Raw genomic sequence first — 24,649 nt, 5'->3', positions numbered from 1 at the left:
GGCCACCCTCCGTCGTTAGCAACGCTTGGGAACCTACCGCGCCCGATGTGCGACGCGTGCGGATGCTCCCAGAATCGTTCCGATTGCCCGGTCAGGTCGGCATTCGCAGGACGTGACCGGCTTCCAGTGCGACCCAGACGGCGCCATCGCGGTCCACCGCGAGCCCGTGCGGTTCACTGCCCGGCGGCAGGTCGATCGTGACGATGTCACCGTCGCCGCCGACGCGGGCGAGCTGGCTGGACCCCCACAGCGTCACCCACACGCCGTCGCTGGGATCGGCGATCACCGCATGCGGCTTGCCGGGCAGGTCGATTTCCTGGATGGCATCGTCGATCGGTATCCGGCCGAGGCGTTCGGCGACGATCTCGGTGAACCACAGCGCGTCGTCGTGGGTTGCCGCGATGCCGACGGGACCCGAGGCGGCCGTGGGTGTCTCGCGGATGGAAAGGTCACCGCCGAGGGTGAGGCGGCCGACGGCGCTGGCCTGATTCAGCGTGAACCACAGCGCGCCGTCGGGACCGGTGACGATCATCGCCGGCGCTCCGCCGACACGGTGAGCCTCCGAAACCTCACCGTCCGTCGACATCCGAGCGACCATTCCGGAGCCCATCGCCGTGAACCACACCGCCCCGTCGGGGCCCGTCGTGATGCCGTATGGAGCGCTTCCCGCAGGGAGTTCGAACGCGCCCACTTCGCCGGCGGTGGTGATGCGGCCGATGTGGTCGTCGCCGTTGCGGGTGAACCACAGCGCTCCGTCGGGGCCCGCGGTGATGATCGACGGCCGACAGCCCGGCGCTACGGGATACGTCGCGACCTCGCCGCTGTCGGTGACCCGCGCGATCGCGCCGTCGTGCACCAGCGTCACCCAGAGCGCCCCGTCCGGACCTGCCGCGATCCCGTAGGGCCCGCCGTCGAGCGCGACCTTGATCGCGTGTGTCACGCGAGCGTGACGAGGCCGAGCTCGTTGTCGCCCGCCAGCAGCGGGTGGTGCGGCAGGACGCGCACGGTGTAACCCACCGGCCCGGCGACGGGCAACGGAGCGGTCGCGGAGAACACTTCCCTGCCGGCGTCGGCGCTCCCTGTGTGCGCCATCGGCACCGTCACCGGTTCGACGAGTTGATCGCTCGCGTCGACGCGACCCAGCACCGCTTGCACGGCAACCTCTTCGGGGCGCAGGCCCGCCAGGTACACGGTGGCGGTCAACGTGAGCTCTGAACCCAGCAGCGGGGTGTCCGGCAGACCGTAGCTGTCGACGTCGGTGATCTGGATCTTGGGCCACGATTCCTGGGCACGCAGCCGGTAGCCGGCCAGATCCCTTGCGGCGCCGAATGGTTCACCATCATTGCCGGGTTCGACGGTCCGTCGCAGCGACTGCGCCGCCGGCGCGTAGTACTTCTCGGTGTAGTCGCGCACCATCCGCGACGCCAGCACCTTGGGACCCAACACGATCAGCGTGTGCCGCACCATCTCGACCCACCGCGCCGGGACGCCACGCTCGTCGCGGTCGTAGAACTTCGGCGCCACCGTCGTCTCCAGCAGGTCATACAGAGCGGCCGCCTCGAGGTCGTCACGCCGGTTCTCGTCGGCCAGACCGTCGGCGGTGGGGATTTCCCACCCGTTCTCGCCGTCGTACCACTCGTCCCACCACCCGTCGCGGATGGACAGGTTCAGCCCGCCGTTGAGCGCGCTCTTCATGCCCGACGTGCCGCACGCCTCCAACGGCCGCAGCGGATTGTTGAGCCACACGTCGCATCCCCAGTACAGCTGGCGGGCCATCGACATGTCGTAGTCGGGCAAAAAGGCGATCCGGTGCCGGACCTCGGGCCGGTCGGCGAACTTCACCACCTGCTGGATCAGGGCCTTGCCGCCGTCGTCGGCGGGGTGGGATTTCCCCGCGACGATGAGCTGGATCGGCCGCTCGTCGTTGAGCAACAGTCGCTCCAGCCGTTCGGGGTCGCGCAGCATCAACGTCAGACGCTTGTAGGTCGGCACCCGCCGCGCGAACCCGATCGTCAGGACGTTGGGATCGAAAGCCGTTGCGATCCAGCCCAGTTCGGCTTCCGCCGCGCCGCGTTCCAGATAGGAACGGCGCAGCCTCGCGCGCACGTCCTCGACGAGCTGCTCACGCAGCTGCGAGCGGATCCACCACAGGTGGCCGGTGTCGACCTGCTGCAGGCGGCCCCACACCGCGGGTTCGCGCGCACTGGTGAGGTCCTCGCTGCCGAGCAGCTCGCGGCCGAGTTCCATCCACTGCGGCGCCGCCCAGGTCGGCGCGTGCACACCGTTGGTGATCGACCCGATCGGCACCTCGCCGGGATCGAAACCCGGCCACAGCTCGTTGAACATGTGCCTGCTGACGTTGCCGTGCAGCATCGAGACACCGTTGGCGCGCTGCGCCAGCCGCACACCCATGTGGGCCATGTTGAACTTGGTCGGGTCGTCCTCCTCGCCGAACGCGATGATGCGATCGAGCGGAAGGCCCGGCAGCAGCCGCGACATCGCACCCGACGGGCCGTCGGTCGAACCGCCGAAGTATCGCCGCACCATCTCCACCGGAAACCGGTCGATCCCCGCGGGCACCGGGGTGTGCGTGGTGAACACCGTCGAGGACCGCACCACCGTCAGCGCGGTGTCGAAGTCGAGCCCGGCGTCGATGAGTTCCCGGATGCGCTCGACACCGAGGAAGCCGGCATGTCCCTCGTTCATGTGGAACACCTCGGGCGAGGGCCGGCCTTCCAGCTCGATGAACGCGCGGATCGCCCGCACCCCGCCCACACCGGCGAGGATCTCCTGTTTGATCCGGTGCTCCTGATCGCCGCCGTAGAGCCGGTCGGTCACGCCACGCAGGTCGTGGTCGTTCTCCGGGACGTCGGAATCCAGCAGCAGCAACGGAATTCGGCCCACCTGGGCGATCCACACCCGCGCCTGCAGCTGACCGTCGTACCCGTTCTCGCTGGGCATCGCCACGGCGACGAGGACCCGTTGCCCGTCGCGGTCGGTGAGCAGCCGAAGCGGCAGCCCCTGCGGGTCCAGGGCCGGATAGCTCTCGTGCTGCCAGCCATCGGCGGTCAGTGACTGGCGGAAGTAACCCGAACGGTAGAGCAGCCCGACCGCGATCAGCGGCAGGCCCAGATCCGACGCGGCTTTGAGGTGGTCGCCGGCGAGGATGCCCAGGCCCCCCGAATAGTTCGGGAGGGACTCGGCCACCCCGAACTCCATCGAGAAGTACGCGATGCCGTTGGGCAGTTGGGCACCGTGTTCGAGCTCCTGCTGGTACCACAGCGGCCGGTTGAGGTAGTCGTCGAGATCGGCGGCGAGCCCGTCGAGACGGCGCAAGAACTCCTCGTCGCCGGCGAGCGTGTCCAGGCGCTGCGGGCTGACCTGCCCCAACAGGCCGACCGGATCGCAGCCGACCCGCTTCCACAGCTCGGGGTCGATCGTCTCGAACAAATCCTGGGTCGGTCGGTCCCAGGACCAGCGCAGGTTGATCGACAACCGTTCGAGCGCAGCCAGCCGGTCGGGCAGATGCGTTCGGACGGTGAACCTTCTCAGCGCTTTCATCGGGCTATCACGCGGAACAACATTACTGACAATCCGGCGGCTCGCAGAGCGCCCGGTCGGACTGCTTGGCCCGCTTCGGGTTGGGCTGCGCACTAACGTGGGTATAGGGCGCGACGAGGCTTATTCATCTTGACTGTGAACGCGACCAAGACGACACAGCGGCCACGCCGGCGGTGCCGGCAGAGCACTTCGGCGGCCGCGCCAGAAGGAGGAGTGATAGGTGGCCGGTCGAATCGAGATCGATGACGTCGCGCCTGTCGTCTCCGAGGGGCGGTACCCCGCGAAGGCGGTCGTCGGCGAAATCGTTCCGGTCGCGGCCACCGTCTGGCGCGAGGGCCACGACGCCGTCGCGGCCACCCTGGTGGTGCGCTACCACGGCACGGCATATCCCCAGCTCGCCGACGATCCGCCGGGGCTGGTGACCGCCGAAGCGGTGCCGATTGAGACCGTGCTCGGCGCTACGCCGCGCAAGAAGCCGCAGCATCTGCCGATGACGACGGGGCGGACTCCCGACGTCTTTCATGGTGCGTTCACCCCCGACTGCGCCGGGCTGTGGACGTTCCGGGTGGACGGCTGGGGTGATCCGGTCGCGACCTGGCGCAAGAGCGTCACGGCCAAGCTCGACGCGGGCCAGAGCGAATCGGAGCTGTCGAACGACCTATTGGTCGGCGCCCAGCTGCTGGAACGCGCCTCGACCGGTGTGCCGCGTCAGCATCGCTATCCGCTGATCGAGGCTGCGGCACGGCTGCGCCAGCCGGGCGATCCGTTCACCCGTGCCGGCGCCGCGCTGGCACCGGAGGTCACCCGTCTGCTCGACGAATATCCGCTGCGCGAGTTGGTGACCCGCGGCGAGCAGTACGGCGTCTGGGTCGACCGCGCCGAGGCGCGGTTCACCGCGTGGTACGAGTTCTTCCCCCGCTCGACCGGCGGCTGGGACGCCAAGGGCAACCCGGTGCACGGCACCTTCGCCACCGCCACCAAGGCGCTGCCCCGGATCGCCCGGATGGGCTTCGACGTGGTCTACCTCCCGCCGATCCACCCGATCGGCAAGGTGCACCGCAAGGGCCGCAACAACAGCGTCACCGCCGCGCCCAACGACGTCGGCTCGCCGTGGGCCATCGGAAGCGACGAGGGCGGCCACGACGCGGTCCATCCGGACCTGGGCACGATCGACGACTTCGACGACTTCGTCGCCGCGGCTCGCGACGACGGCATGGAGGTGGCGCTCGACCTCGCGCTGCAGTGCGCCCCCGACCATCCCTGGGCCAAGGAACACCCCGAGTGGTTCACCGTGCTGCCGGACGGCACCATCGCCTACGCGGAGAACCCCCCGAAGAAGTACCAGGACATCTACCCGCTGAACTTCGACAACGACCCCGCCGGGCTCTACGAAGAGGTGCTGCGGGTGGTACGGCACTGGATCGACCACGGCGTCAAGATCTTCCGGGTCGACAACCCCCACACCAAGCCGCCGAACTTCTGGGCCTGGCTGATCGGCCAGGTGAAGAACGAGCACCCCGATGTGCTGTTCCTCTCCGAGGCGTTCACCCGTCCCGCACGGCTGTACGGATTGGCCAAACTGGGGTTCACACAGTCGTATTCGTACTTCACCTGGCGCACCGCCAAGTGGGAGCTCACTGAGTTCGGCCAACAGATCGCCGAGCACGCCGACTACGCGTGCCCGAACCTGTTCGTCAACACGCCCGACATCCTGCACGAAAGCCTGCAGCACGGAGGCCCCGGGATGTTCGCTATCCGCGCGGTGCTGGCGTCGACGATGAGTTCGGCGTGGGGGATGTACTCGGGATTCGAACTGTACGAACACCGCGCCGTCCGGGAAGGCAGCGAGGAGTACCTCAACTCCGAGAAGTACGAGCTGCGACCCCGCGACTTCGACGCAGCGCTCGCCGACGGCGAATCGCTGGAGCCGTTCATCACCCGGCTCAACGAGATCCGTCGGCTGCATCCCGCTCTACATCAGTTGCGCACCATCACGTTCCACCACGCCGACAACGACGCACTGCTGGCCTACAGCAAGTTCGATCCCGCCACCGGAGATCAGGTGCTGGTGGTGGTCACGCTCAACCCATTCGGACCCGAAGAGGCTACGCTGTGGCTGGACATGCCGGCACTCGGGATGGAGCCCTACGACCGGTTCTGGGTCCGCGACGAGATCACCGGCGACGAATACCAATGGGGGCAGTCCAATTACGTGCGCCTCGACCCGGTGCGCGCGGTGGCACACGTGTTGAACATGCCGCAGGTGCCCGCCGACCAACGACTCAATCTGCTGCGTAGGGAGTGACGACATGACGCAGATCAAACAAGCGAGCAGCCCACATCTGCGGCCGCACACCGCCGACCTCAACCGGCTGCTGGCCGGCGAGCACCACGACCCGCATTCGGTGCTCGGCGCGCACGAGTACGACGACCACACCGTGATCCGCGCTTACCGACCCCATGCCGTCGAGGTGGTCGCGGTTGTAGGCGGTGAGCGGTATGCGTTCCAGCACATCGAATCCGGGCTGTTCGCGGTGGCGCTACCGTTCACCGGGCTGGCCGACTATCGGCTCGAGGTGCACTACCCCGGCGGTGACGGCTCGACCCAGGTGCACACGGTGGCCGACGCGTACCGGTTCCTGCCCACGCTCGGCGAGGTCGACTTGCACCTGTTCTCCGAGGGCCGCCACGAGCGGTTATGGGAGATCCTCGGCGCACACCCCCGCAGCTACACCACCCCCGACGGCGTCGTCGACGGTGTCTCGTTCGCGGTGTGGGCTCCGAACGCCAAGGGCGTCAGCCTGATCGGCGAGTTCAACCACTGGGACGGCAACGAAGCCCAGCTGCGTGTGCTCGGGTCGACCGGCGTGTGGGAGGTGTTCTGGCCGGGCTTCGAGATCGGCGGGTTGTACAAGTTCCGCATCCACGGCGCCGACGGTTCGGTCAGCGAGCGCGCCGACCCGATGGCGTTCGCGACCGAGGTGCCGCCCAAGACCGCCTCGAAGGTGACCCGCAGCGACTACACGTGGGCCGACGACGAGTGGATGACGCGCCGCGCGGCCCAGAACCCGGTGTTCGAGCCGATGAGCACCCTCGAGGTGCACCTGATGTCGTGGCGTCCTGGCCTGAGCTATCGCGAACTGGCCACCCAGCTCACCCAATACGTTGTCGAGAACGGGTTCACCCACGTCGAGCTGATGCCCGTGGCCGAGCATCCGTTCGGCGGCTCGTGGGGTTATCAGGTCACCTCGTATTACGCGCCGACGTCGCGGCTGGGCACCCCCGACGGGTTCCGCCACCTCGTCGACACGCTGCATCAGGCCGGCATCGGCGTGATCATGGACTGGGTGCCCGCCCACTTCCCGAAGGACGCCTGGGCGCTCGGCCGTTTCGACGGCACCGCGCTCTACGAGCACTCCGATCCTCGCCGTGGCGAGCAATTGGATTGGGGCACTTACGTCTTCGATTTCGGCCGTGCCGAGGTGCGCAACTTCCTAGTGGCCAACGCGTTGTACTGGCTGCAGGAGTACCACATCGACGGCCTGCGGGTAGATGCTGTCGCCTCGATGCTCTACCTCGACTACTCGCGCCCCGAAGGCGGATGGACCCCGAACATCTACGGCGGTCGCGAGAACCTCGAAGCCGTGCAGTTTCTTCAGGAGATGAACGCGACCGTGCACAAGGCCGCCCCCGGCATTGTGACGGTCGCCGAAGAGTCCACCTCGTGGCCCGGAGTGACCAGGCCGACGAACCTTGGCGGCCTTGGCTTCTCGATGAAGTGGAACATGGGCTGGATGAACGACACGCTGGAGTTCATCAAACGCGATCCGATCCACCGCAGCTACCACCATCACGAGATCACCTTCTCGATGCTCTACGCGTTCAGCGAGAACTATGTGCTGCCGATCAGCCATGACGAGGTCGTGCACGGCAAGGGCACGCTCTGGGGCAGGATGCCGGGCAACGACCACAACAAGGCCGCCGGGCTGCGCAGCCTGCTGGCGTATCAGTGGGCGCATCCAGGCAAGCAGCTGCTGTTCATGGGCCAGGAGTTCGGTCAGCGCGCCGAGTGGTCCGAGGAGCGCGGCGTCGACTGGTATCAGCTCGACGAGAACAGCTTCTCGACCGGCATCCAGCGCATGGTGCACGACATGAACACCGTCTACCGAACCCGGCGGGCGCTATGGTCCCAAGACACCCGACCCGAGGGCTACAGCTGGATCGACGCCAACGATTCGGCCAACAACGTGCTGAGCTTCCTGCGCTACGGCGACGACGGCTCCGTGCTGGCATGCGTGTTCAACTTCTCCGGCGCCGAGCACTCCCGCTATCGCCTGGGGTTACCGCACGCAGGCACCTGGCGCGAGGTGCTCAACACCGACGCCGACATCTACAACGGGTCGGGCATCGGTAACTACGGCGCGGTGGAAGCGACCGACGAGCCGTGGCACGGGCGTCCGGCGTCGGCGGTCATGGTGCTGCCCCCGCTATCCGCGCTGTGGTTCGAATACGTCGCCGAGTAGGCGAGTCGCCGAGCCGCCAAGCTGCGCCGAAACCGACGAAATGGCGGGAAAACACAGCGAGAAACCGCCGATTCGTCGGCTTCGACGCAAGGAGTGGAAGGTCAGTACAGCGCGTTGGCCAGCTTGCGCCGACCGGCGATGACCTCGGGATCGGCCGGATCAAACAGGTCGAACAGCTCGATGAGTCGGGTGCGCACCGTGGTGCGGTCGTCGCCCGAGGTCCGCTTGACGAGGTCGATGAGCCGGTCGAAGGCCGCCGCCATGTTCTGCTGGAGGACCTCGACGTCGGCGGCGGCGAACGCCAGCTCGATGTCGCCGCGGTCCGCGTCGGCGGCGGCGATCGCGTCGGGCGTCCGGGTAGTGGCCCGCTGCAGGAAATCGATCTGGCGGACGGCGCCCTTGGCTTCGGCGTGACCGGGGTTGGCGTCGAGAATCGCCTGATACGCGGTGCGCGCGGCGTCGAAGTCACCGGCGTCCAGGTGCGAACGGGCTTGCGCGAGTTCGGGATCGACCTCTTCGGCCTCTCCCTCCTCAACTCCGCCGGGCAACTTGCCCGCGACCGCGTTCAGCAGCGAGTCGATCCACCGGCGCAACTGCTCGGGAGGCTGCATGCCCTGGAAACTCGACAGGGGTTGTCCGGCGGCCAGCGCGACCACGGTCGGGATCGCCTGCACACCGAACATCTGCGCCACGCGGGGAACGACGTCGACGTTGACCGTCGCCAACGACCATTTCCCGCCGTCGGCTGTGGCCAGTTGACCGAGAGCATCACCCAATTGGACGCTGGCATCGCTACGCGGTGACCACAGCAGCACCACGACGGGAACTTGATTGGACCGGACCAGCACCTCGGCTTCGAGGTTCGCCTCGGTGACTTCCACTCCACCGGCGGGCGCCGACGGTTCGCCGTCACCCGTCGAGGGCCGCTGCTTGAGGGCGGACAGATCAACCGCACCGGCCATCGAGGCCGCGATAGAAGGGCGGGGACGACTCACGCCCATAAGTTTGTCACGTCGTTTCACCGACCGGCTGCCCCGGTCGCGCGATCGACGCGACGACGGACTCCGCACCCAGCCGGCCGGTGCGCTCCACCCATATGAGGAAGACCACACTGGCGAGCGGCACGATGCTCGCGACGATCCCCAGCAACCACGTACCGGTCGCCCATTTGAACATCACGGCCGCGAGCAGCCCGAGCGCGACGAACGCCACGAAGACGGCTCCGTGGGCGGGGCCGAACACCTTGACGCCGATCTCGGTGCGCGGGCTGCCGAGGTACTTGAAGTACATGCCGATCAGCAGTCCGACCCAGCTCACCGCCTCGAGCAGCGCGACGAAACGAAACCATCCCGCGACGGTGCGCTGGTTCAGCAGGCGAGTCATGGCCGCCATTGTGCCCGAAACACGTGTCGATTACTACACGACGTCGTAGGCCCTCAGCGTGCGCGGAGGATCAGCGCATCGCCCTGACCGCCGGCCCCGCACAGCGCGGCCACGGCGTAACCAGAACCCTGGTCCTTCCCGTCGCCCCGGCGATGGGCCAGCTCAAGCGCGGCATGCAACGTGATGCGGGCGCCCGACATCCCGATCGGATGTCCGATGGCGATCGCACCGCCGTTGACGTTGACCTTGTCGGGATCGACTCCGAGTTCCTTTGTTGAGGCCAGCGCGACCGCGGAGAACGCCTCGTTGATCTCGATGACGTCGAGCTGGTCGACCGAGATGCCCTCGCGCGCAACCGCCTTCTTGATGGCGTTGGCCGGCTGCGACTGCAGCGTGGAGTCGGGGCCTGCGACGACACCGTGCGCACCGATCTCACACAGCCACGACAGCCCCAGTTCCTCGGCCTTGGCTTTATTCATCACGACGACGGCACACGCACCGTCGGAGATCTGCGAGGCCGACCCGGCGGTGATGGTCCCGTCCTTGCGGAATGCCGGCTTCAAACCGGCCAGCGACTCCACCGTGGTGTTGGCGCGGATGCCCTCGTCCTCGGAGAACTCCAGCGGGTCGCCCTTGCGCTGCGGGATCTGCACCGGCACCACCTCGTCGGCGTAGACACCGTCTTTCCAAGCGGCAGCGGCTTTCTGGTGGGAACGGGCGGCGAACTCGTCCTGTTCGGCGCGGGTGAACTGGTCGACATCGTTGCGCTGCTCGGTGAGCGCGCCCATCGGCTGATCGGTGAACACGTCGTGCAGACCGTCGTAGGCCATGTGGTCGAGCACGGTGACGTCGCCGTACTTGTAGCCCGACCGACTGTTCATCAGCAGGTGCGGCGCCTGGGTCATCGATTCCTGGCCGCCGGCCACGACGACGTCGAACTCGCCGGCACGGATCAACTGGTCGGCCAGCGCGATCGAATCGATACCCGACAGGCACATCTTGTTGATGGTCAGCGAGGGCACATCCCAACCGATACCCGCCCCGACGGCGGCCTGCCGGGCCGGCATCTGCCCGGCGCCCGCGGTGAGGACCTGGCCCATGATCACGTACTCGACGGCGGCCGCGTCGACGTTGCCCTTCTCTAGCGCCGCCTTGATCGCGATCCCGCCGAGGTCGCTGCCGGAGAAGTCCTTCAGCGAGCCCATCAGCTTGCCGACCGGTGTGCGTGCCCCGGAAACGATCACCGACGTGGTCATTTACTACCTCCAAAAAGTGGGTATAGCGATCTGTGTTCCATGACACATTCCACAAACATCTGTCTCAAGGTTACCGTTACGTTATGACCACCGAACACGTAGACGCACGTCCAGCGCTCGCCAGCGCACTCGTGACGGCGATCGATCACGTGGGGATCGCCGTTCCGGACCTCGACGCCGCGATCAAGTGGTACCACGACCATCTCGGCATGATCGTTCTTCACGAGGAGATCAACGAGGACCAGGGCGTGCGCGAGGCGATGCTCTCGGTGCGCGCCGCCCCCGTCGGCAGCGCGCAGATCCAGTTGATGGCGCCGCTGGACGAGACCTCGACGATCGCCAAATTCATCGACAAGCGCGGCCCCGGTCTTCAGCAACTGGCCTACCGCGTCAGCGACATCGACGCACTCAGCGAGCGCCTGCGCGCCGACGGCGTGCGGTTGCTCTACGACGCCCCGCGCCGCGGCACCGCGAACTCGAGGATCAACTTCATCCACCCGAAGGACGCCGGCGGCGTCCTCGTCGAGCTCGTCGAGCCCGCTGCGGACAGCGACCACTAAGACCACTTGCGGGTCGGGCCACGCGTCGCGCGGTGCGTCCAGCACGGCGTGTGCCAGTGCCGACGGTCGTCGGCCCGCTCGCCCATATCGGCCGGAAGTACCACGACATGTGCTGTGCCAGGCCGGATTTCGTGATCACACCCCGGACACCGGTACGTCTTGGTGGCCCGCGCGGCGGCGATCGGACGCACCTCGTACTCGTAGCCGTCCGGCCCGGTCTCGACGCGTCGTGGCGCAGGCAGCGGCGGTGGCGGCCGCCCGGAACGCCGACGAGACCGCTTGCGGGCCATCAGAACAGCCGGAACTCGTCGCTGTCCATGCCGCGCATCTTGTCGTAGTCCAACGTCACGCAGCGGATGCCGCGGTCGGTGGCGAGCGTGCGGGCCTGCGGCTTGATCTGCTGGGCGGCGAAGACGCCGGCGACCGGGGCCAGCAGGCTGTCGCGGTTGAGAAGCTCGAGATAACGGGTGAGCTGCTCCACCCCGTCGATCTCGCCGCGGCGCTTGATCTCCACCGCGACCGACCCGCCGTTGGCGTCGCGACACAACAGGTCGACCGGGCCGATCGCGGTCATGTACTCGCGCCGGACCAGCGTGTAACCCGCCCCGAGCAATTCGACGTGCTCGGCCAACAGCTCCTGCAGATGCGCCTCGACGCCGTCCTTGACCAGGCCGGGATCGACGCCGAGTTCGTGGCTGGAGTCGTGTTCGATGGCTTCGACGGTGATTCGCAGCTGCTCACCGGCCTTGTTCTCGACCACCCACACGGGCGTCGGGCCGGAGGTGTCCTCGGTGAGGCGACACGGCGGGGTCATCCAGTTCAACGGTTTGTAGGCACGGTCGTCGGCGTGCACGCTCACCGAACCATCCGCCTTGATCAGCAGCAGCCGCCGCGCCGAAGGCAGGTGAGCGGTCAGGCGTCCGACATAGTCGACAGTGCACTGGGCGATCACGAGACGCACCCGACCACCTTAGGTCGCCCCCCGGCAATTTAGGCTAAGGGGACGATGACCGCCAACAGGAGCGTCGCACATCGGCTGGGTCGCGTCCTGGAGACGGTGACCCGCCAGAGTGGGCGGTTGACCGACACACCGGACTACGGGTCATGGCTGCTGGGCAAGGAATCCGAGAGTCAGCATCGGCGGCGGATCAGAATTCAGATCATCTTGACCACGATCGTGGTCATCGCCAACCTGATCGGCATCGGTGTCGCGGTCCTCGTCGTCACCGTGACGTTCCCGGTGCCCAGCGTCTTCGACCCCGACGTCCGCTGGATCACCGCGATCGTGACGCCCGCCTACATCCTGACCGCCCTGGTGATCGGGATCATCTGGGCGACGCGGCGCGTGATGAACAACGTTCGCTGGGCCATCGAGGAGCGCCCACCCACCGTGCGGGATCAGCGCAACACGTTCTATGCGCCGTGGCGGCTGACGCGGGTGCTGCTCGCGCTGTGGGGGGTCGGCACGGCGCTGATCACCACCCTTTACGGACTGGTCGACCCGAACTTCATCCCGAAGGTCGCGCTGGGCATCAGCTTTCCCGGCATCGTCGTGTCGGCAAGTTGTTACCTCTTCACCGAGTTCGCGTTGCGGCCGGTGGCCGCACAGGCACTCGAGGCGGGCCGGCCGCCACGGCGATTCGCCGCCGGCATCATGGGCCGCACGATGTTGGTGTGGGCCTTGGGGTCCGGGGTTCCCGTGCTCGGCATCCTGCTCGCAGCCATCATCACCCTGGCGCTGCGCAATGTGACGCCGACGCAGTTCACCGTCGCCGTGATCATCCTCGCGCTGTTCGCGCTCGCCTTCGGTTTCGTGCTGATATGGATCCTGTCGTGGCTGACCGCGACGCCGCTGCGGACCGTGCGCGCCGCGCTCAAACACGTCGAACGCGGCGACATGGATTGCGATCTGGTCGTCTTCGACGGCACCGAACTCGGCGAGCTGCAGCGCGGATTCAACTCGATGGTGCAGGGTCTCAAGGAACGGGAACGCTTGCGCGACATCTTCGGTCGCCACGTCGGGCGCGAGGTCGCCGCCGAGGCGGAGAAGCAGCGGCCCAAGCTCGGCGGCGAGGAGCGCCACGTCGCGGTGATCTTCGTCGACATCATCGGATCGACGAAGCTGGTCACTTCCAAGCGCGCCACCGAGGTCGTCGACCTCCTCAACCGGTTCTTCAAGGTGGTCGTGGAGGAGGTCGATCGCCACCACGGCTTCGTCAACAAATTCGAAGGCGACGGTGCGCTCGCGGTGTTCGGCGCTCCGGTCCGCCTTGAGAACCCGGAGGATTCGGCGCTGGCCGCCGCGCGGGCGATCGCGCGGCGCATCCACGAGGAGGTTCCCGAATTCGACGCCGGCATCGGGGTCGCCGCCGGCGACGCGGTGGCGGGCAACGTGGGCGCCCGGGAACGCTTCGAGTACACCGTGATCGGCGAACCCGTCAACGAGGCGGCCCGGCTGTGTGAACTGGCCAAGGAGACCCCCGCGCACGTTCTCGCCAGCGCCGGCGCGCTCTCCCGTGCCGGCGAAACCGAGTGCGCCCATTGGCGATTGGGCGACGAGGTGACGTTACGGGGCCACGACGAGCCGACCAGATTGGCCCTACCCGCCTGAGTCGCCGGTGCGTAGGTTCGCCGTGGCGCTCAGCGCGTCCTCGAGCGTGCTGTACACCCTGGCGTCGAAACCTTCGGTATGGCTCGCGGTCAGCAACCGGTCGGGGTCGACCACGTAGCCCTCCTTGCCCGCGGCCACGAGCGATTCGCGCATGCCCGCGAACATGCGGCGCGCCGGGTCGTCGACGTCGTCGACCCGTGACAATTCGAGGATCGCGACGTCGAATGCTTCGCGCTCGGAGTACACCCTGCGCAGAACCTGCTCGGCGCCGGCGAACAGCAGGTCGCCGTGCAGTTCGAATACCCGCACACCCGGTCTGACGTCGTACGCGTTGCGGATCGTCGACCGCGACTCGCGGGTGTGCGCGAGGAAGTGCAGGCCGAGATCCGCCGACAGGCTGCGACACACCTCGGTCCCACGCACGCTGTTGCCCTTGGCATCCAGCCGAGGTGAGTAGACGCCGATTCCGAGCTGGCCGGGCAGCACCGCCGCAATCCCACCGCCGACGCCGCTCTTGGCGGGCATGCCGACGGCGCTGGCCCAATCCCCCGCCGCGTCGTACATCCCGCACGTGACCATCACGCTCAGCGTGCGTTGCACGACCGCCGCGCTGGCCACGCGCCGTCCCGCCACGGGCTCGACGCCGCCTCGGGCGAGCGTGGCGGCCATTGTGGCCAGATCCGTGGTGGTCACCTTGATCGAGCACTGCCGGAAGTAGACGTCGAGCGTCTCATCGGGATCGCCGTCGAGCACGCCGAAACTCTGCAGCATGTAGGCGATCGCGCGGTTACGGCTGCCGGTCGCCTGCTCTGAGCCGTAGACGTCGTGATCGATTGCGAGTTCGCGGCCCGCGAACGCCGAATAGAACTCGTGAATCTGGTTGAACCGCTCGTCGGCGTTGGCGCCGGGTATCAGGGATGCCGCGGCGATCGCGCCTGCGTTGATCATCGGGTTCTTCGGCGTCTTGGTGGTTTCGTCGACGCTGATCTGGTTGAACGCCTCGCCGGAGGGCTCCACGCCGATCTTGGCGTCGACGGGTTCCACGCCGATACGCTCGAGCGCGAGCGCGTAGGTGAACGGCTTCGATATCGATTGGATGGTGAATTCGATTGCCGCGTCGCCGGATTCGTAGACATGGCCATCGGCCATGGACAACGACAGGCCGAAGCCGTTGGGGTCGACCGATCTCAGTTCGGGGATGTAGTCGGCCAGCGCACCTTCGTCATTGTCGGCGTGCTGCTTCCGAATCTGGTCCAGGAACCGCTGCACCAGTTCGGCCATGAAGTGAATCCTAGGCCGGTACCCAGTTTCCGTGGAACCCCGCGGGCACGCGGTGCGGCAGCCGGATGGTTGCGACGTCTTCGAGGGTCTGCGCGTCGAGCAGCGCCAGCTCGCTGCGGTCGGTGCGGCGGTCGTAGATATAGCCCATCAGCACGCCGTCGTCCTCGGCAGCATCGGGTGATGACGGCTCGAAAACGAACTCCCCGAGCGCTTTCCCTTCGCCGAAGGACCGCGACTGGGTTGCACCACCGACGAAGTCGTGCTTGAGCAGGACGTCGGCGGCCTCACCACCGCGGACACTCGGCGCATATCCGTAGCGGTGGCGCCTACCGACGCGGCGTTCATCGACACGGGGAAACTCCTGACCGCGATCGTCGATGCGCGATTCGCGGATCTTCCCGTCGGCGAGATCGACCGTCCAGCGGTCGAGCGTCGGGGGTCCCTCGTCGGGGCCAAGCTGGTTGGTGTCGAACATCTTCGGGTGACGAACGACGTCGAGCACGATGGTGTCGCCGTCGTCGTAGGCGTTCATCGGATGGAACACATAGCAGGGCTCGACGTCGAACCAACGCACATCGGCGTTACCGCCCTCGCGTGGCATCACGCCTACGCGTGCCGGATACCGCGGGTTCCACGAGTACGGGAAGCGGCGATCGGTCGTCTGGCCCCGCGGTTGCCGCGCGCTGATCGGGTCGGGGATGCGCACCCGGCCGATGAGGGCCGACAACACCAGCCGGGAGACGAACCGAAGACCGCGCGGAACCGTCATCTCCACTGCCATACCGGCGTCGAACGACACCGGCAGGTCGTAGAACACGACGTGGTTCTCGGTCAGCGAGAAGTCGTGCATCATCGGGCTTCCCGCGACCTCGACGTCGACCGTGCGTCGCGCGCGCCCGCCGGTGTCGATCACCGAGTACTGCACCGTGTTGCCGCGATACATGCTGTACGAGACCGCGTGCAGCTCACCGGTGTCCGGGTCGCGCTTGGGGTGCGCGGTGTAACCGCCGGTCAGCGTCCCGTCGAAATCGCACACGCCGACGGTGTCGAGTTCGTCGGTCAGTTCGACGTTCGTCACACCGGATTCGATCAGCGCGATTGTCTTGCCGGCATGTCCGATGACGTTGGTGTTGGCGCCGATTCCCGAGATCGGGAAGTGTCCCTTCGGGGGCCGCTCTCCCAGGGCCCGCGCGGTCTGCGGACCGCGGACCCACCGGTTGCGATACCACTCCGCCCTGCCGTCGCGGATCCGGATGCCGTGCACCATCCCGTCTCCGATGAACCAGTGGTACAGCTCGGGATCGAGTTCCCCGATCGGATTCGGGCCGTTGCGCAGATAGCGACCGTCGAGGTGGTCGGGAATCGTCCCGGTGACCTCGAGGTCGGTCAGCGTGTGCTCGTCGTGAATCGGCGCGAAGGCGCCTTCGAGGTAACGGTTCGTCATCGGAACATCCCTATAACAGCGTTATGACGTCCTCTGTATAACACCGTTATGGCACCATGGCAAGGGTGAGCGGCGCTCGAGAGCACCTGGTCGAGGCCGGCATCCGCATCCTCGAGCGCGACGGCCTGGCTGCCCTCAGCGCGCGCAAGTTGGCCGCCGAAACCGGAACCTCCACGATGGCGGTGTACACCCACTTCGGGGGCATGGCGGGTTTGGTCGACGCGATCGCCGGAGAGTCGTTCGCCCGCTTCACGCGGGCCCTGACCGAGGTGACACCGACCGAGGACCCGGTCGCGGACTTCTTCGTGATGGGCGCTCGCTACCGGGAATTCGCACTGCAGAACCCGCAGCGCTACCAGATGATGTTCGGCACCGCGGCCGAGTCGTTGAACCGGTACCACGCCGACCTCACGGTCACCGGCAGCGCCAGCGCCCGAAGCGAGTGGGCGGTGTCGTTCGATGCACTGCTCACCGGCGTGCGCCGGATGATCGAGGCCGGGCGCATCCGCGACGACGGGGAAGCGGCCGTCGCGGGGCGGCTGTGGAGCATCAGCCACGGTGCGGTGCTGCTGGAGATCGCCGGGTTCTTCGGGCACGAGGGGCACGGCCTGACTCAGATCCTCGGTCCGTTGACCGTCGACACGCTGGTCGGACTTGGTGACGAGCGGGACCGCACGATGGCTTCGCTAACGACCGCTATGACGACCCTGCTCGGGCCGTAGCCATCACGCGGGGCCGGCTGCCGTGCACGACCGAAATCTCAAGCGAGCGTTTCGAGCTCGATCGGCAGCGAGTCGGCGGGCGTGGGCCCGGTCCCCCACGTGAGCGGGACGCAGTAACCGTCGGGCACACTCCAGTGGAAGCGGCGCAACAGCTTGTGCATCACCGTCTTGACCGTCATATCGGCGAACTGCTGGCCGATGCACTTGTGGGCGCCACCCCCGAAGGGCGCGAACGCATACCGGTTGACCGCCGCGCGGTTGGTCGCGTCGGTGAACCGCGAAGGGTCGAACGTGTCGGGCGCGGGCCACCAGTCGGCCAGCCGCATCGAGGCGTGCACGCTAATGGCGATCTGGGCCTTGCGCGGTATGTAGTGCCCGCAGATCTCCGTGTCGCGAATCGCCTGGCGGAACAGCGATCCCGCCGGGGCATACATGCGCAGCACTTCCTTGAACGCGGCATCCAGCAAGGGGAACTGTTCCAGGTCGTCGAGGGTGGGTGAAAGAATCGGATGGGCGACGGCCTCGTCACGAAGGATGTTCTGCCAGCGGATGTTTCGCCCCAGCTCGTAGACGAGCATGGCCAGGGCGATGGCCGTGGTGTCGTGAGCGGCCATCAAAAGGAAGATCATGTGGTTGACGATGTCGGCGTCGGTGAAACGTTGCCCGTCGTCGGATTCGCTGCGACACAGCATCGAGAACAGATCGGCGCCCTCGCGGCGACGGCGGTCCGCGATCTGCCTGCCGAAGTGGCGCTCGAGGCGTTCTCGCGCCCGCAGTCCTCGCGCCCAGGTCCCGCCGGGCACATCGGCGCGGACGATGGCCTGACCGCCGTGCACGGTGTCGTGGAAGTCGCGGATGAGTTGGTCGGACTCCACGCCGATTTCAGTGCCGACGAACACCTCGGCGGCCTGTTGCAGCAGCATCTGCTTGATCGATGGATACATCGGAAAACGGGCTGCCGGCCGCCAAGTTGCCAACGCGCGGTCGATGCCGTCGGCGGTGTCGGTGAGATACGTGTTGAGTGCAGTGCGCGTGAACGCCCGCTGCATGATGCGCCGGTGGTCGCGGTGTTCCTCGAAATCAAGCAGCATGATGCCGCGATGGAAGAAGGGCCCGATCACCGGTGCCCATCCCCGGGTGCTCGACAGCGCCTTGTCCCGGTTGACCCATGCCGCCTCGAGCGCTTCGGGTCCCAGTAACACGACGACCCGGAATCCGACCCCGCCGGCCCACGACACCGGGCCGTACTTCGCGTACCGACGCCGGGCGAACTCCAACGGATCGACCAGGGTGGGCAGGACGTGGCCGAGGAACGGCATGCCGTAATTGCCCATCACCGGCGCGAGCCCGGACCCGGCAGGCGGTGGCGCCAACGGGCAGTCGCGACTCGGCCACCGGTCGCTGACCGACGCGCCGACCTCCTGGAGCCGCCCCTGGAGCCGTTGTCGCGCATCGAGCAGGGAGGCCGGCGGGTCCATGAGGTTGATCATCGGCCGAACCCTTCGTCGAATATCTGGTACGTAACCGTGCCAGTTTTGTCCTAGCGTTGTCAACGGTGCGACGATCTGAGTCATGGCCTCGTCGTCACCGCGCAGCTACGGAGGTGTCTCCGGCGCGCAACGTCAGCAGCAGCGCCGGTCGCGACTGCTCGAGGCCGCCCTGGAGGCGATGAGCCGCGACGAGTGGCGCGATGTGACCGTCGAGCGCTTGTGCGCAGGCGCGGGCCTCAACAAGCGCTACTTCTACGAGAGTTTCACCGAGGTCGATGCAGTGGCCGGCGCCGTGATCGATGACATCGCCACGGCCGTTCGCGATGCAACCGTGGGCGCTGCGGTCCAAACACAGACGAAACCCGTTGACGAGCAGGCTCTTGCGTGCGTCACGGCGCTGGTGCACAGCTTGGTCGACGATCCGCGCCGGGCGCGGGTCCTGCTGGGCGGAGTGGCCGCGACCCCGGGTCTGCGTGCGCACCGCGTTGCGGTGATGCGCAGCCTCACCGAGGTGCTGATCGAGCACGCGCGCACGGTGCACGGCGTCGAACTCGCCCGCGACCCGCTGGCGAAGGTCGCGCCGGCATTTCTGGTCGGCGGCACCGCCGATGCGGTTCTGGCCTTCGTCGACGGCACCGCGGCGATCACCGTCGACGAGCTGATCTCTCAGTTGACCACGCTGTGGCTGATCACCGGCGACGGCGCCGCCGCAGTCGCGCGAGGACGCCTGGGAGGTGATCACGAAGCCGGAGCCGCCCCGTCGAGCCGGGTGTCCGATGTCGCCGACTGAGAGGCTGCGGTCCCTTCAGCTCTCGTCGTGCCCCACTTCTGCGGGCAGCGGTGGTGGCAGCGGCTTCTGCGATGTCGTGGGTGCCGAACTCGCCGCGGGCGGCGACGCCCCCGGGTTCGAGGCCGGCGGCGACGTCCCTGGACTCGACGCGGAGACCTCGTGGAAATCCAGCATCGCCTCGTCGCGGATGACGCGCGACCCCGCCGCGAGGATCAGCGATTCCTCGGACACGGTGTAGGTGATTCCGTCGTTGTCAACCGTGAACGTGTTGCCTGATTTCTCGGCGGTCTTGATCAGTTTGGCGCCGTCGCGCAACCGCACTCCGCGGTATTCATAGCTGCCGTTGGGTGTCTCGCAGATCGCCACGCGCGACGTGGCGGTGCTGCCGAACACCACCGCCGAGTAGGGCGCCGCACAACGCGCGGTCGAGTCGACGTAGCCGCGGGTGTCGGATGCCGGCGCGGCGACGGCCGAGGGCACGGTGAACGCAGCCGCGGCCGAGCACGCGGCCACGGCACCGACAAGAACCCACCCTCGATTCGACATTGCTTCCACGACACCACGACATCGGCATCTGCGCACCTGACAATGGCAGACGGGTTCGAATCGTTAGCGCGCCGAAACCGGCCCGTTAGCTGGATCAAACCGTCTCGATCGTCGACTCATGAGCCTCCGACGACGATGTCGGTTTTCCGCCAGTCCTGTCGGGGGCCGCGTGTAATGGTGAGAGGCATGTACGACGATTTCGACCGCTGCTACCGGACCGTCCGGTCCAAGGACGCCCGGTTCGACGGTTGGTTCGTCACCGCGGTGCTGACCACCGGGATCTACTGCCGGCCGAGCTGTCCGGTCCGGCCCCCATACGCCCGCAATATGCGTTTCTATCCGACCGCTGCGGCTGCCCAGAAGGCCGGATTTCGCGCCTGTAAGCGGTGCCGACCCGACGCCTCGCCGGGTTCACCGGAATGGAATGTCCGTGGCGACGTGGTTGCGCGAGCCATGCGGCTGATCGCCGACGGCATCGTCGACCGCGAAGGTGTCCCCGGGCTGGCCGCCAAGCTCGGCTACACCACCCGCCAGGTCGAGCGGCTCCTGCAGGCGGAAGTCGGCGCCAATCCGCTCGCGCTGGCGCGGGCGCAGCGTTCGCAGACGGCGCGTGTGCTTATCGAGACCACCGAATTGCCGTTCAGCGACGTCGCATTCGCATCAGGCTTCTCAAGTATCCGCCAGTTCAACGACACCGTCCGAACGGTGTACGACCTACCTCCAACCGCATTGCGCCATCGCGCGCGAACGCGCATGGGCCGAAGCGAGGACGGTGCCGGCGCCATATCCCTACGGCTGCCGGTCCGCACCCCGTTCGCGTATGAGGGGTTGTTCGGGCACCTGGCAGCCAGTGCGGTGCCGGGCGTCGAAGAGGTGCGCGACGGCGCCTATCGCCGCACCATGCGCCTGCCCAACGGGAACGGGATCGTCTGTCTCACACCGCAGCCGGACCATGTGCAGTGCCGCGTCGCGCTCGACGACTTCCGCGACCTCGCCACGGCCATCGCCCGCTGCCGACGGCTGCTCGACCTCGATGCCGACCCCGAGGCGGTCGTCGACGCGCTCGGCGCCGACGCCGACCTGAATGCCTTGGTCGCCAAGGCTCCCGGGCAGCGCATCCCACGCACCGTCGACGAGCAGGAACTGGCCCTACGAGCGGTGCTCGGCCAACAGGTGTCAGTGAAGGCTGCGCGCACGCATGCCGGCCGGCTCGCGTCGGCTTACGGTCAACCGATCACCGATGTGAACGGTGGTCTGACGCATGTCTTTCCGACCGTCGAGCATCTCGCGGAGATCGACCCCGCCCATTTGGCATTCCCGAAGTCCAGACAACGGTCCGTGACGTCGCTGATCCGCGCATTGGCCGACGGCGACGTGGTGCTGGATGCCGGCTGCGATTGGAACAGCGCGCGTGGGCAGCTGCAGGCATTGCCCGGAATCGGCCCGTGGACGGCGGAGATCATCGCCATGCGGGGGTTGGGAGACCCCGACGCGTTCCCGGTCACCGACCTTGGCGTGCGGATGGCGGCCGAAAAACTGGGTCTGCCCGCCGATGCGCGGGCGCTCACCGAGCACAGCACCCGGTGGCGACCGTGGCGGTCCTACGTGACGCAGCACCTGTGGACCGCCCTCGATCATGCGGTCAACGACTGGCCTCCGAAAGCGAGCGGCTCGGTCTAGCTCCGCGCGAGACGGTCGAGCCACTCTCGCAGCAGTGCGGCTTCGGTGGGGCTGAGGGTTTTCGTATCAGCCGACTCCAGCACGGATTTCAGGGCGATTGCGCGCGTGGCGATACGGGTGTCGCCGAACGGGTCGTCGGAGCCTTCGGTCGTGATGGCCGCCAGGATGGCTTCTCGCGTCGCATGCGACAGCCCGGGGTCACGGTCCTCGGGTAGTTGCGAGATCAGCGTGAACGCGACACCGCGACAGGCCGAATGCACCATCTCCGCGGCACGGTCGACGTCGACGCGAAGGCGGCCGGCTTCGGCGATGCGCTGCATCAGATAGCGCAGGATCGCGTCGCCCTCGACCACGGCCTTGGGTCTGGCGTTGGGCCGCGGGTCTCCATACAGCACTGCGTAGACGTGTGGATTTCGCACGCCGAAGTCGATATGTGAATCCCACCCGCCTCGTAGGTCTTCGATCGGATCGTCGGTCAGGCGTCGACTTCGCTTCTCGGTGAGGTACTCGACCATGCCGAGGCTGGCGGCATCGCCGATCAATTGCCGCATATCACCGAAGTGCCGATAAATCGTGGGCGGCTGCACCGCCGCGGCAGCACTGACGCTGCGCGTCGTGACCGCATCGCGCCCCTCCCTCGTCAGAAGGTCGGCGGCCGCGCGAAGGATGCGCTCTCGCGGCTCGAGTTCGGTTCTCTGCACGTTATCGACGATAGCACTTTTGAAGTTCTGCTGATAACATCAGCGATAGCACTAATTCGATACCATCGATAACAGATCGGAGCGCCGGGCTATGGAACCGACCGACACCGGACGAGACACCGGAAGCGAAGGCAAAGGCGCCGCGACTCGACTGGCACGACGGTCGATGCTTTCCGCGGTGGCGGCCGCGGCGGTTCTGCTCTCGGCGGTCGGCCTGGCCGGCGTCGCGCAGTCCGCGCCGTCGGGTCCCGGCACCGCCATTGACACCATCCGTAACCTCGAGAGCAAGGGTAAGAGGGTGATCGTCAACCGCGTGGGCACAGCGCCGCTGTCACAGTGCAACGTGAGCAGCGTGGCCGAAGGACACGACGTCACGGTGCGTGATCCCGTCGGTACCACCGGTTCTCAGGAGCGTATCCGCTACAGCACGGTCTACGTCACGGTTCGGTGTTGACCGCCTCTCGCGGCTGAGACAACCTACAGCTCGCTCATCGTGCGACCGCAGGCCATTAGCCGTGTCCGATCAGTCGTGCTTGGCTTCGTAACGCAGCAGGACCGTGCCGCACTCGAAGGTGCGGTTCTCCAACAGCCGCAACGAGATCCAGGACGGCAGTGTCGGGAAGAACGGGGTGCCGCCGCCCACCGCGGTGGGCGCCAACAGGATTCGATACTCGTCCACCAGGCCGGCCTGCACGATCGGGGCGGCCAGCGTCGCACCGGCGACCTCCAAATTGCCGTCGGTTTCGTCTTTCACCTTTGTCACCACCTCAACGGGGTCGCCGCGCTCCAGGCGCGAGTTCCAGTCGACGGACTCGAGGGTGCGAGAGAACACGACCTTGGGCATATCCCGCCAGACCTGAGCGAAATCGACGATCAAAGGAGTCGCGTCCGGTGCCTCGTCGGCGGTCGGCCAGTACGCAGCCATCAGTTCGTAGAGCCGCCGCCCATAGAACGACAAGGCGGTCTGCCGCTCGAAGTCGTTCCAGTACTGGTGCAGTTCTTCGCTCGGATCGGACCAGTCGATGCTGCCGTGCGCGTCCGCGATGTACCCGTCCACCGACACGTTGAAGCCATAAATGAGTCTGCCCACGACGATCAGACTGCACCGGAGGGCAGAAGTCATCGCGATGCCACACCGTGTCGTCCCGGTGCCAAGAGTGCTCCCGACGACGATGTCGAATTTCCGCCAGCTCGATCCATGGACGCGTGCCATCGTGGGATGGTGCACAAGACCCGCAGTGAGCTGACCACGACGGAGCTGGCCGCTTCGGCGACAATTGGTGGCCAGCATCGGCGGTCGCATGCCAGACGGACGGCGGCTGCCAAAGGAGAAGCGATGCAAGCCATACACTTTCGCGTTGTCGACAGCCCGGTCGGTCCGCTTACCCTTGCGGGCAAGGACACGCGGCTGAGGCACCTGCGAATGGTCGACCAGACGTATGAGCCCAGTCGGGAAGGCTGGGTTCCTGACGATGGCGCCTTTCCCGAGGCTGTCGCACAGCTCGAGGCCTATTTCGCCGGTGAGCTCACCGAATTCAACTTGGAGCTCGACATGGTCGGTACGGTGTTTCAACGAAAGGTGTGGGCAGCGCTGCTGACCATTCCCTATGGTGAGACGCGCTCGTACGGTGAGATCGCCCGCCAGATCGGAGCAGCGGGTGCGTTCCGTGCGGTCGGTCTGGCCAACGGGCACAACCCGATCGGCATCATCGTGCCGTGCCATCGGGTCATCGGCGCGAATGGCAGCCTCACCGGATACGGCGGCGGCCTCGACAGGAAAAGAGCGCTGCTCGACATGGAGAAGAGTCGTGTCTCGCCGGCGTTGACGTTGTTCGACTGAATCGGCCTACACGGCCACGACAATCATTACGGCGATTAAAGCGCGAGGCGCCACTCCGAATTCAGAGGGCGCCGATGAAGATATGTGCCGTACAATTGCCTGTGGCCCCCAATCGAATTGGGGGCCACAGGGCTTAATTTGTGTTCGGCGGTGTCCTACTTTTCCGCCCGGGTGGGGCAGTATCATTGGCGCTGGCAGGCTTAGCTTCCGGGTTCGGGATGGGTCCGGGCGTTTCCCTGCCGCTATTGACCGCCGTAACTC

22 protein-coding genes and 1 rRNA gene are annotated in these 24,649 nt (G+C 66.9%); 9 read left to right on the top strand and 14 right to left on the bottom strand.

Translation table 11 applies throughout. The features are described from left to right. Nucleotides 1-91: 91 nt before the first annotated feature. A complete protein-coding gene (locus AAHH99_RS17850) occupies nucleotides 92-940 on the bottom strand; it encodes a virginiamycin B lyase (protein WP_418769930.1) in 849 nt (282 codons plus the stop codon). Next, on the bottom strand, nucleotides 937-3,561 hold the full coding sequence (locus AAHH99_RS17845) for a glycosyltransferase family 1 protein (protein ID WP_418769929.1): 2,625 nt from the start codon (nucleotides 3,559-3,561) through the stop codon (nucleotides 937-939). Before AAHH99_RS17845 ends, AAHH99_RS17850 begins: the two co-directional genes overlap by 4 nt. Before the next feature lie 220 nt (nucleotides 3,562-3,781). On the opposite strand from AAHH99_RS17845, the gene AAHH99_RS17840 reads away from it, so the two are divergent. Both AAHH99_RS17840 and glgB read left to right on the top strand, forming a co-directional pair. Then, complete coding sequence (locus tag AAHH99_RS17840) at nucleotides 3,782-5,866, top strand: alpha-1,4-glucan--maltose-1-phosphate maltosyltransferase (RefSeq protein ID WP_418769928.1); 2,085 nt, start codon at nucleotides 3,782-3,784, stop codon at nucleotides 5,864-5,866. 4 nt (nucleotides 5,867-5,870) lie between these two features. Next, nucleotides 5,871-8,084 carry a 1,4-alpha-glucan branching protein GlgB gene (gene glgB, locus AAHH99_RS17835; protein ID WP_418769927.1) on the top strand — a complete coding sequence of 738 codons (2,214 nt, stop codon included), beginning with the start codon at nucleotides 5,871-5,873 and terminating at the stop codon, nucleotides 8,082-8,084. Between the two features lie 101 nt (nucleotides 8,085-8,185). On the opposite strand, the gene AAHH99_RS17830 is transcribed toward glgB, so the two are convergent. From AAHH99_RS17830 to AAHH99_RS17820, 3 genes are read right to left on the bottom strand one after another with little or no spacing between them, the layout of a single operon-like run. Beyond that, on the bottom strand, nucleotides 8,186-9,079 hold the full coding sequence (locus tag AAHH99_RS17830) for a co-chaperone YbbN (protein WP_418769926.1): 894 nt from the start codon (nucleotides 9,077-9,079) through the stop codon (nucleotides 8,186-8,188). Nucleotides 9,080-9,092: 13 nt separating this feature from the next. Beyond that, on the bottom strand, nucleotides 9,093-9,476 hold the full coding sequence (locus AAHH99_RS17825; RefSeq protein WP_418769925.1) for a DUF3817 domain-containing protein: 384 nt from the start codon (nucleotides 9,474-9,476) through the stop codon (nucleotides 9,093-9,095). Nucleotides 9,477-9,520: 44 nt separating this feature from the next. Next, entirely contained in the window at nucleotides 9,521-10,723 is a 1,203-nt protein-coding gene (locus AAHH99_RS17820; RefSeq protein WP_418769924.1) for an acetyl-CoA C-acetyltransferase, read from the bottom strand. Between the two features lie 83 nt (nucleotides 10,724-10,806). Here AAHH99_RS17820 and mce point away from each other — a divergent pair, with 83 nt between their 5' ends. Further along, nucleotides 10,807-11,283 (top strand): methylmalonyl-CoA epimerase, encoded by a 477-nt coding sequence (gene mce, locus AAHH99_RS17815; protein ID WP_418769923.1) that lies wholly within the window; start codon nucleotides 10,807-10,809, stop codon nucleotides 11,281-11,283. Here the strand turns inward: mce and AAHH99_RS17810 are convergent. Together AAHH99_RS17810 and nucS are read right to left on the bottom strand one after the other, a co-directional pair. Beyond that, a complete protein-coding gene (locus tag AAHH99_RS17810) occupies nucleotides 11,280-11,573 on the bottom strand; it encodes a hypothetical protein (RefSeq protein WP_418769922.1) in 294 nt (97 codons plus the stop codon). The two genes, mce and AAHH99_RS17810, sit on opposite strands and share 4 nt — an antisense overlap. Then, the gene (nucS, locus tag AAHH99_RS17805; protein WP_064397347.1) at nucleotides 11,573-12,244 is read right to left on the bottom strand and encodes an endonuclease NucS; all 672 of its coding nucleotides are present in this window, start codon (nucleotides 12,242-12,244) and stop codon (nucleotides 11,573-11,575) included. The genes AAHH99_RS17810 and nucS overlap by 1 nt, the downstream gene beginning before the upstream one ends. Before the next feature lie 45 nt (nucleotides 12,245-12,289). Between nucS and AAHH99_RS17800 the strand changes: the two genes are divergently transcribed. Then, nucleotides 12,290-13,894, top strand: a complete 1,605-nt coding sequence (locus AAHH99_RS17800) for an adenylate/guanylate cyclase domain-containing protein (protein WP_418769921.1) — start codon at nucleotides 12,290-12,292, stop codon at nucleotides 13,892-13,894. On the opposite strand, the gene glsA is transcribed toward AAHH99_RS17800, so the two are convergent. Both glsA and AAHH99_RS17790 read right to left on the bottom strand, forming a co-directional pair. After that, entirely contained in the window at nucleotides 13,883-15,175 is a 1,293-nt protein-coding gene (gene glsA, locus AAHH99_RS17795) for a glutaminase A (RefSeq protein ID WP_418769920.1), read from the bottom strand. The two genes, AAHH99_RS17800 and glsA, sit on opposite strands and share 12 nt — an antisense overlap. Before the next feature lie 10 nt (nucleotides 15,176-15,185). Beyond that, on the bottom strand, nucleotides 15,186-16,619 hold the full coding sequence (locus AAHH99_RS17790) for a carotenoid oxygenase family protein (RefSeq protein WP_418769919.1): 1,434 nt from the start codon (nucleotides 16,617-16,619) through the stop codon (nucleotides 15,186-15,188). Between the two features lie 65 nt (nucleotides 16,620-16,684). Here AAHH99_RS17790 and AAHH99_RS17785 point away from each other — a divergent pair, with 65 nt between their 5' ends. Continuing rightward, a complete protein-coding gene (locus tag AAHH99_RS17785; RefSeq protein ID WP_418769918.1) occupies nucleotides 16,685-17,341 on the top strand; it encodes a TetR/AcrR family transcriptional regulator in 657 nt (218 codons plus the stop codon). A 38-nt stretch (nucleotides 17,342-17,379) separates the two neighbouring features. Here AAHH99_RS17785 and AAHH99_RS17780 read toward each other — a convergent pair whose 3' ends face one another. After that, nucleotides 17,380-18,831, bottom strand: a complete 1,452-nt coding sequence (locus AAHH99_RS17780; RefSeq protein ID WP_418769917.1) for a cytochrome P450 — start codon at nucleotides 18,829-18,831, stop codon at nucleotides 17,380-17,382. An 82-nt stretch (nucleotides 18,832-18,913) separates the two neighbouring features. On the opposite strand from AAHH99_RS17780, the gene AAHH99_RS17775 reads away from it, so the two are divergent. Then, nucleotides 18,914-19,621 (top strand): TetR/AcrR family transcriptional regulator, encoded by a 708-nt coding sequence (locus AAHH99_RS17775; RefSeq protein ID WP_418769916.1) that lies wholly within the window; start codon nucleotides 18,914-18,916, stop codon nucleotides 19,619-19,621. Between the two features lie 15 nt (nucleotides 19,622-19,636). Here AAHH99_RS17775 and AAHH99_RS17770 read toward each other — a convergent pair whose 3' ends face one another. Continuing rightward, nucleotides 19,637-20,167, bottom strand: coding sequence for a hypothetical protein (locus AAHH99_RS17770; RefSeq protein WP_064397358.1), 531 nt, complete (start codon nucleotides 20,165-20,167; stop codon nucleotides 19,637-19,639). Nucleotides 20,168-20,353: 186 nt separating this feature from the next. Between AAHH99_RS17770 and AAHH99_RS17765 the strand changes: the two genes are divergently transcribed. Continuing rightward, nucleotides 20,354-21,847, top strand: coding sequence for an AlkA N-terminal domain-containing protein (locus tag AAHH99_RS17765; RefSeq protein ID WP_418769915.1), 1,494 nt, complete (start codon nucleotides 20,354-20,356; stop codon nucleotides 21,845-21,847). On the opposite strand, the gene AAHH99_RS17760 is transcribed toward AAHH99_RS17765, so the two are convergent. Next, entirely contained in the window at nucleotides 21,844-22,548 is a 705-nt protein-coding gene (locus AAHH99_RS17760) for a TetR/AcrR family transcriptional regulator (RefSeq protein ID WP_418769914.1), read from the bottom strand. The genes AAHH99_RS17765 and AAHH99_RS17760 overlap by 4 nt on opposite strands. 91 nt (nucleotides 22,549-22,639) lie before the next feature. Here AAHH99_RS17760 and AAHH99_RS17755 point away from each other — a divergent pair, with 91 nt between their 5' ends. Beyond that, nucleotides 22,640-23,002 (top strand): hypothetical protein, encoded by a 363-nt coding sequence (locus tag AAHH99_RS17755; RefSeq protein WP_418769913.1) that lies wholly within the window; start codon nucleotides 22,640-22,642, stop codon nucleotides 23,000-23,002. A 69-nt stretch (nucleotides 23,003-23,071) separates the two neighbouring features. On the opposite strand, the gene AAHH99_RS17750 is transcribed toward AAHH99_RS17755, so the two are convergent. After that, nucleotides 23,072-23,638 carry a dihydrofolate reductase family protein gene (locus AAHH99_RS17750; protein ID WP_418769912.1) on the bottom strand — a complete coding sequence of 189 codons (567 nt, stop codon included), beginning with the start codon at nucleotides 23,636-23,638 and terminating at the stop codon, nucleotides 23,072-23,074. Between the two features lie 246 nt (nucleotides 23,639-23,884). Between AAHH99_RS17750 and AAHH99_RS17745 the strand changes: the two genes are divergently transcribed. Beyond that, nucleotides 23,885-24,388 carry a methylated-DNA--[protein]-cysteine S-methyltransferase gene (locus AAHH99_RS17745; protein ID WP_418769911.1) on the top strand — a complete coding sequence of 168 codons (504 nt, stop codon included), beginning with the start codon at nucleotides 23,885-23,887 and terminating at the stop codon, nucleotides 24,386-24,388. Nucleotides 24,389-24,530: 142 nt separating this feature from the next. On the opposite strand, the gene rrf is transcribed toward AAHH99_RS17745, so the two are convergent. After that, nucleotides 24,531-24,645 (bottom strand): 5S ribosomal RNA (gene rrf / locus AAHH99_RS17740). Nucleotides 24,646-24,649: the final 4 nt, after the last annotated feature.

The organism is Mycobacterium neumannii (assembly GCF_048452905.1).
Taxonomy (GTDB): Bacteria; Actinomycetota; Actinomycetes; order Mycobacteriales; family Mycobacteriaceae; genus Mycobacterium; species Mycobacterium neumannii_B.
Note: the sequence above shows the minus strand (reverse complement) of the source record. Positions and strands in the feature narration are given on the sequence as shown.

Coding starts and splice junctions, on each gene's coding strand:
- AAHH99_RS17845 (WP_418769929.1), bottom strand. CDS start 3,561: ATGAAAGCGCTGAGAAGGTTCACCGTCCGAACGCATCTGCCCGACCGG.
- glgB (WP_418769927.1), top strand. CDS start 5,871: ATGACGCAGATCAAACAAGCGAGCAGCCCACATCTGCGGCCGCACACC.
- AAHH99_RS17825 (WP_418769925.1), bottom strand. CDS start 9,476: ATGGCGGCCATGACTCGCCTGCTGAACCAGCGCACCGTCGCGGGATGG.
- AAHH99_RS17820 (WP_418769924.1), bottom strand. CDS start 10,723: ATGACCACGTCGGTGATCGTTTCCGGGGCACGCACACCGGTCGGCAAG.
- mce (WP_418769923.1), top strand. CDS start 10,807: ATGACCACCGAACACGTAGACGCACGTCCAGCGCTCGCCAGCGCACTC.
- AAHH99_RS17810 (WP_418769922.1), bottom strand. CDS start 11,573: ATGGCCCGCAAGCGGTCTCGTCGGCGTTCCGGGCGGCCGCCACCGCCG.
- AAHH99_RS17800 (WP_418769921.1), top strand. CDS start 12,290: ATGACCGCCAACAGGAGCGTCGCACATCGGCTGGGTCGCGTCCTGGAG.
- glsA (WP_418769920.1), bottom strand. CDS start 15,175: ATGGCCGAACTGGTGCAGCGGTTCCTGGACCAGATTCGGAAGCAGCAC.
- AAHH99_RS17790 (WP_418769919.1), bottom strand. CDS start 16,619: ATGACGAACCGTTACCTCGAAGGCGCCTTCGCGCCGATTCACGACGAG.
- AAHH99_RS17780 (WP_418769917.1), bottom strand. CDS start 18,831: ATGATCAACCTCATGGACCCGCCGGCCTCCCTGCTCGATGCGCGACAA.
- AAHH99_RS17775 (WP_418769916.1), top strand. CDS start 18,914: ATGGCCTCGTCGTCACCGCGCAGCTACGGAGGTGTCTCCGGCGCGCAA.
- AAHH99_RS17770 (WP_064397358.1), bottom strand. CDS start 20,167: ATGTCGAATCGAGGGTGGGTTCTTGTCGGTGCCGTGGCCGCGTGCTCG.
- AAHH99_RS17765 (WP_418769915.1), top strand. CDS start 20,354: ATGTACGACGATTTCGACCGCTGCTACCGGACCGTCCGGTCCAAGGAC.
- AAHH99_RS17755 (WP_418769913.1), top strand. CDS start 22,640: ATGGAACCGACCGACACCGGACGAGACACCGGAAGCGAAGGCAAAGGC.
- AAHH99_RS17745 (WP_418769911.1), top strand. CDS start 23,885: ATGCAAGCCATACACTTTCGCGTTGTCGACAGCCCGGTCGGTCCGCTT.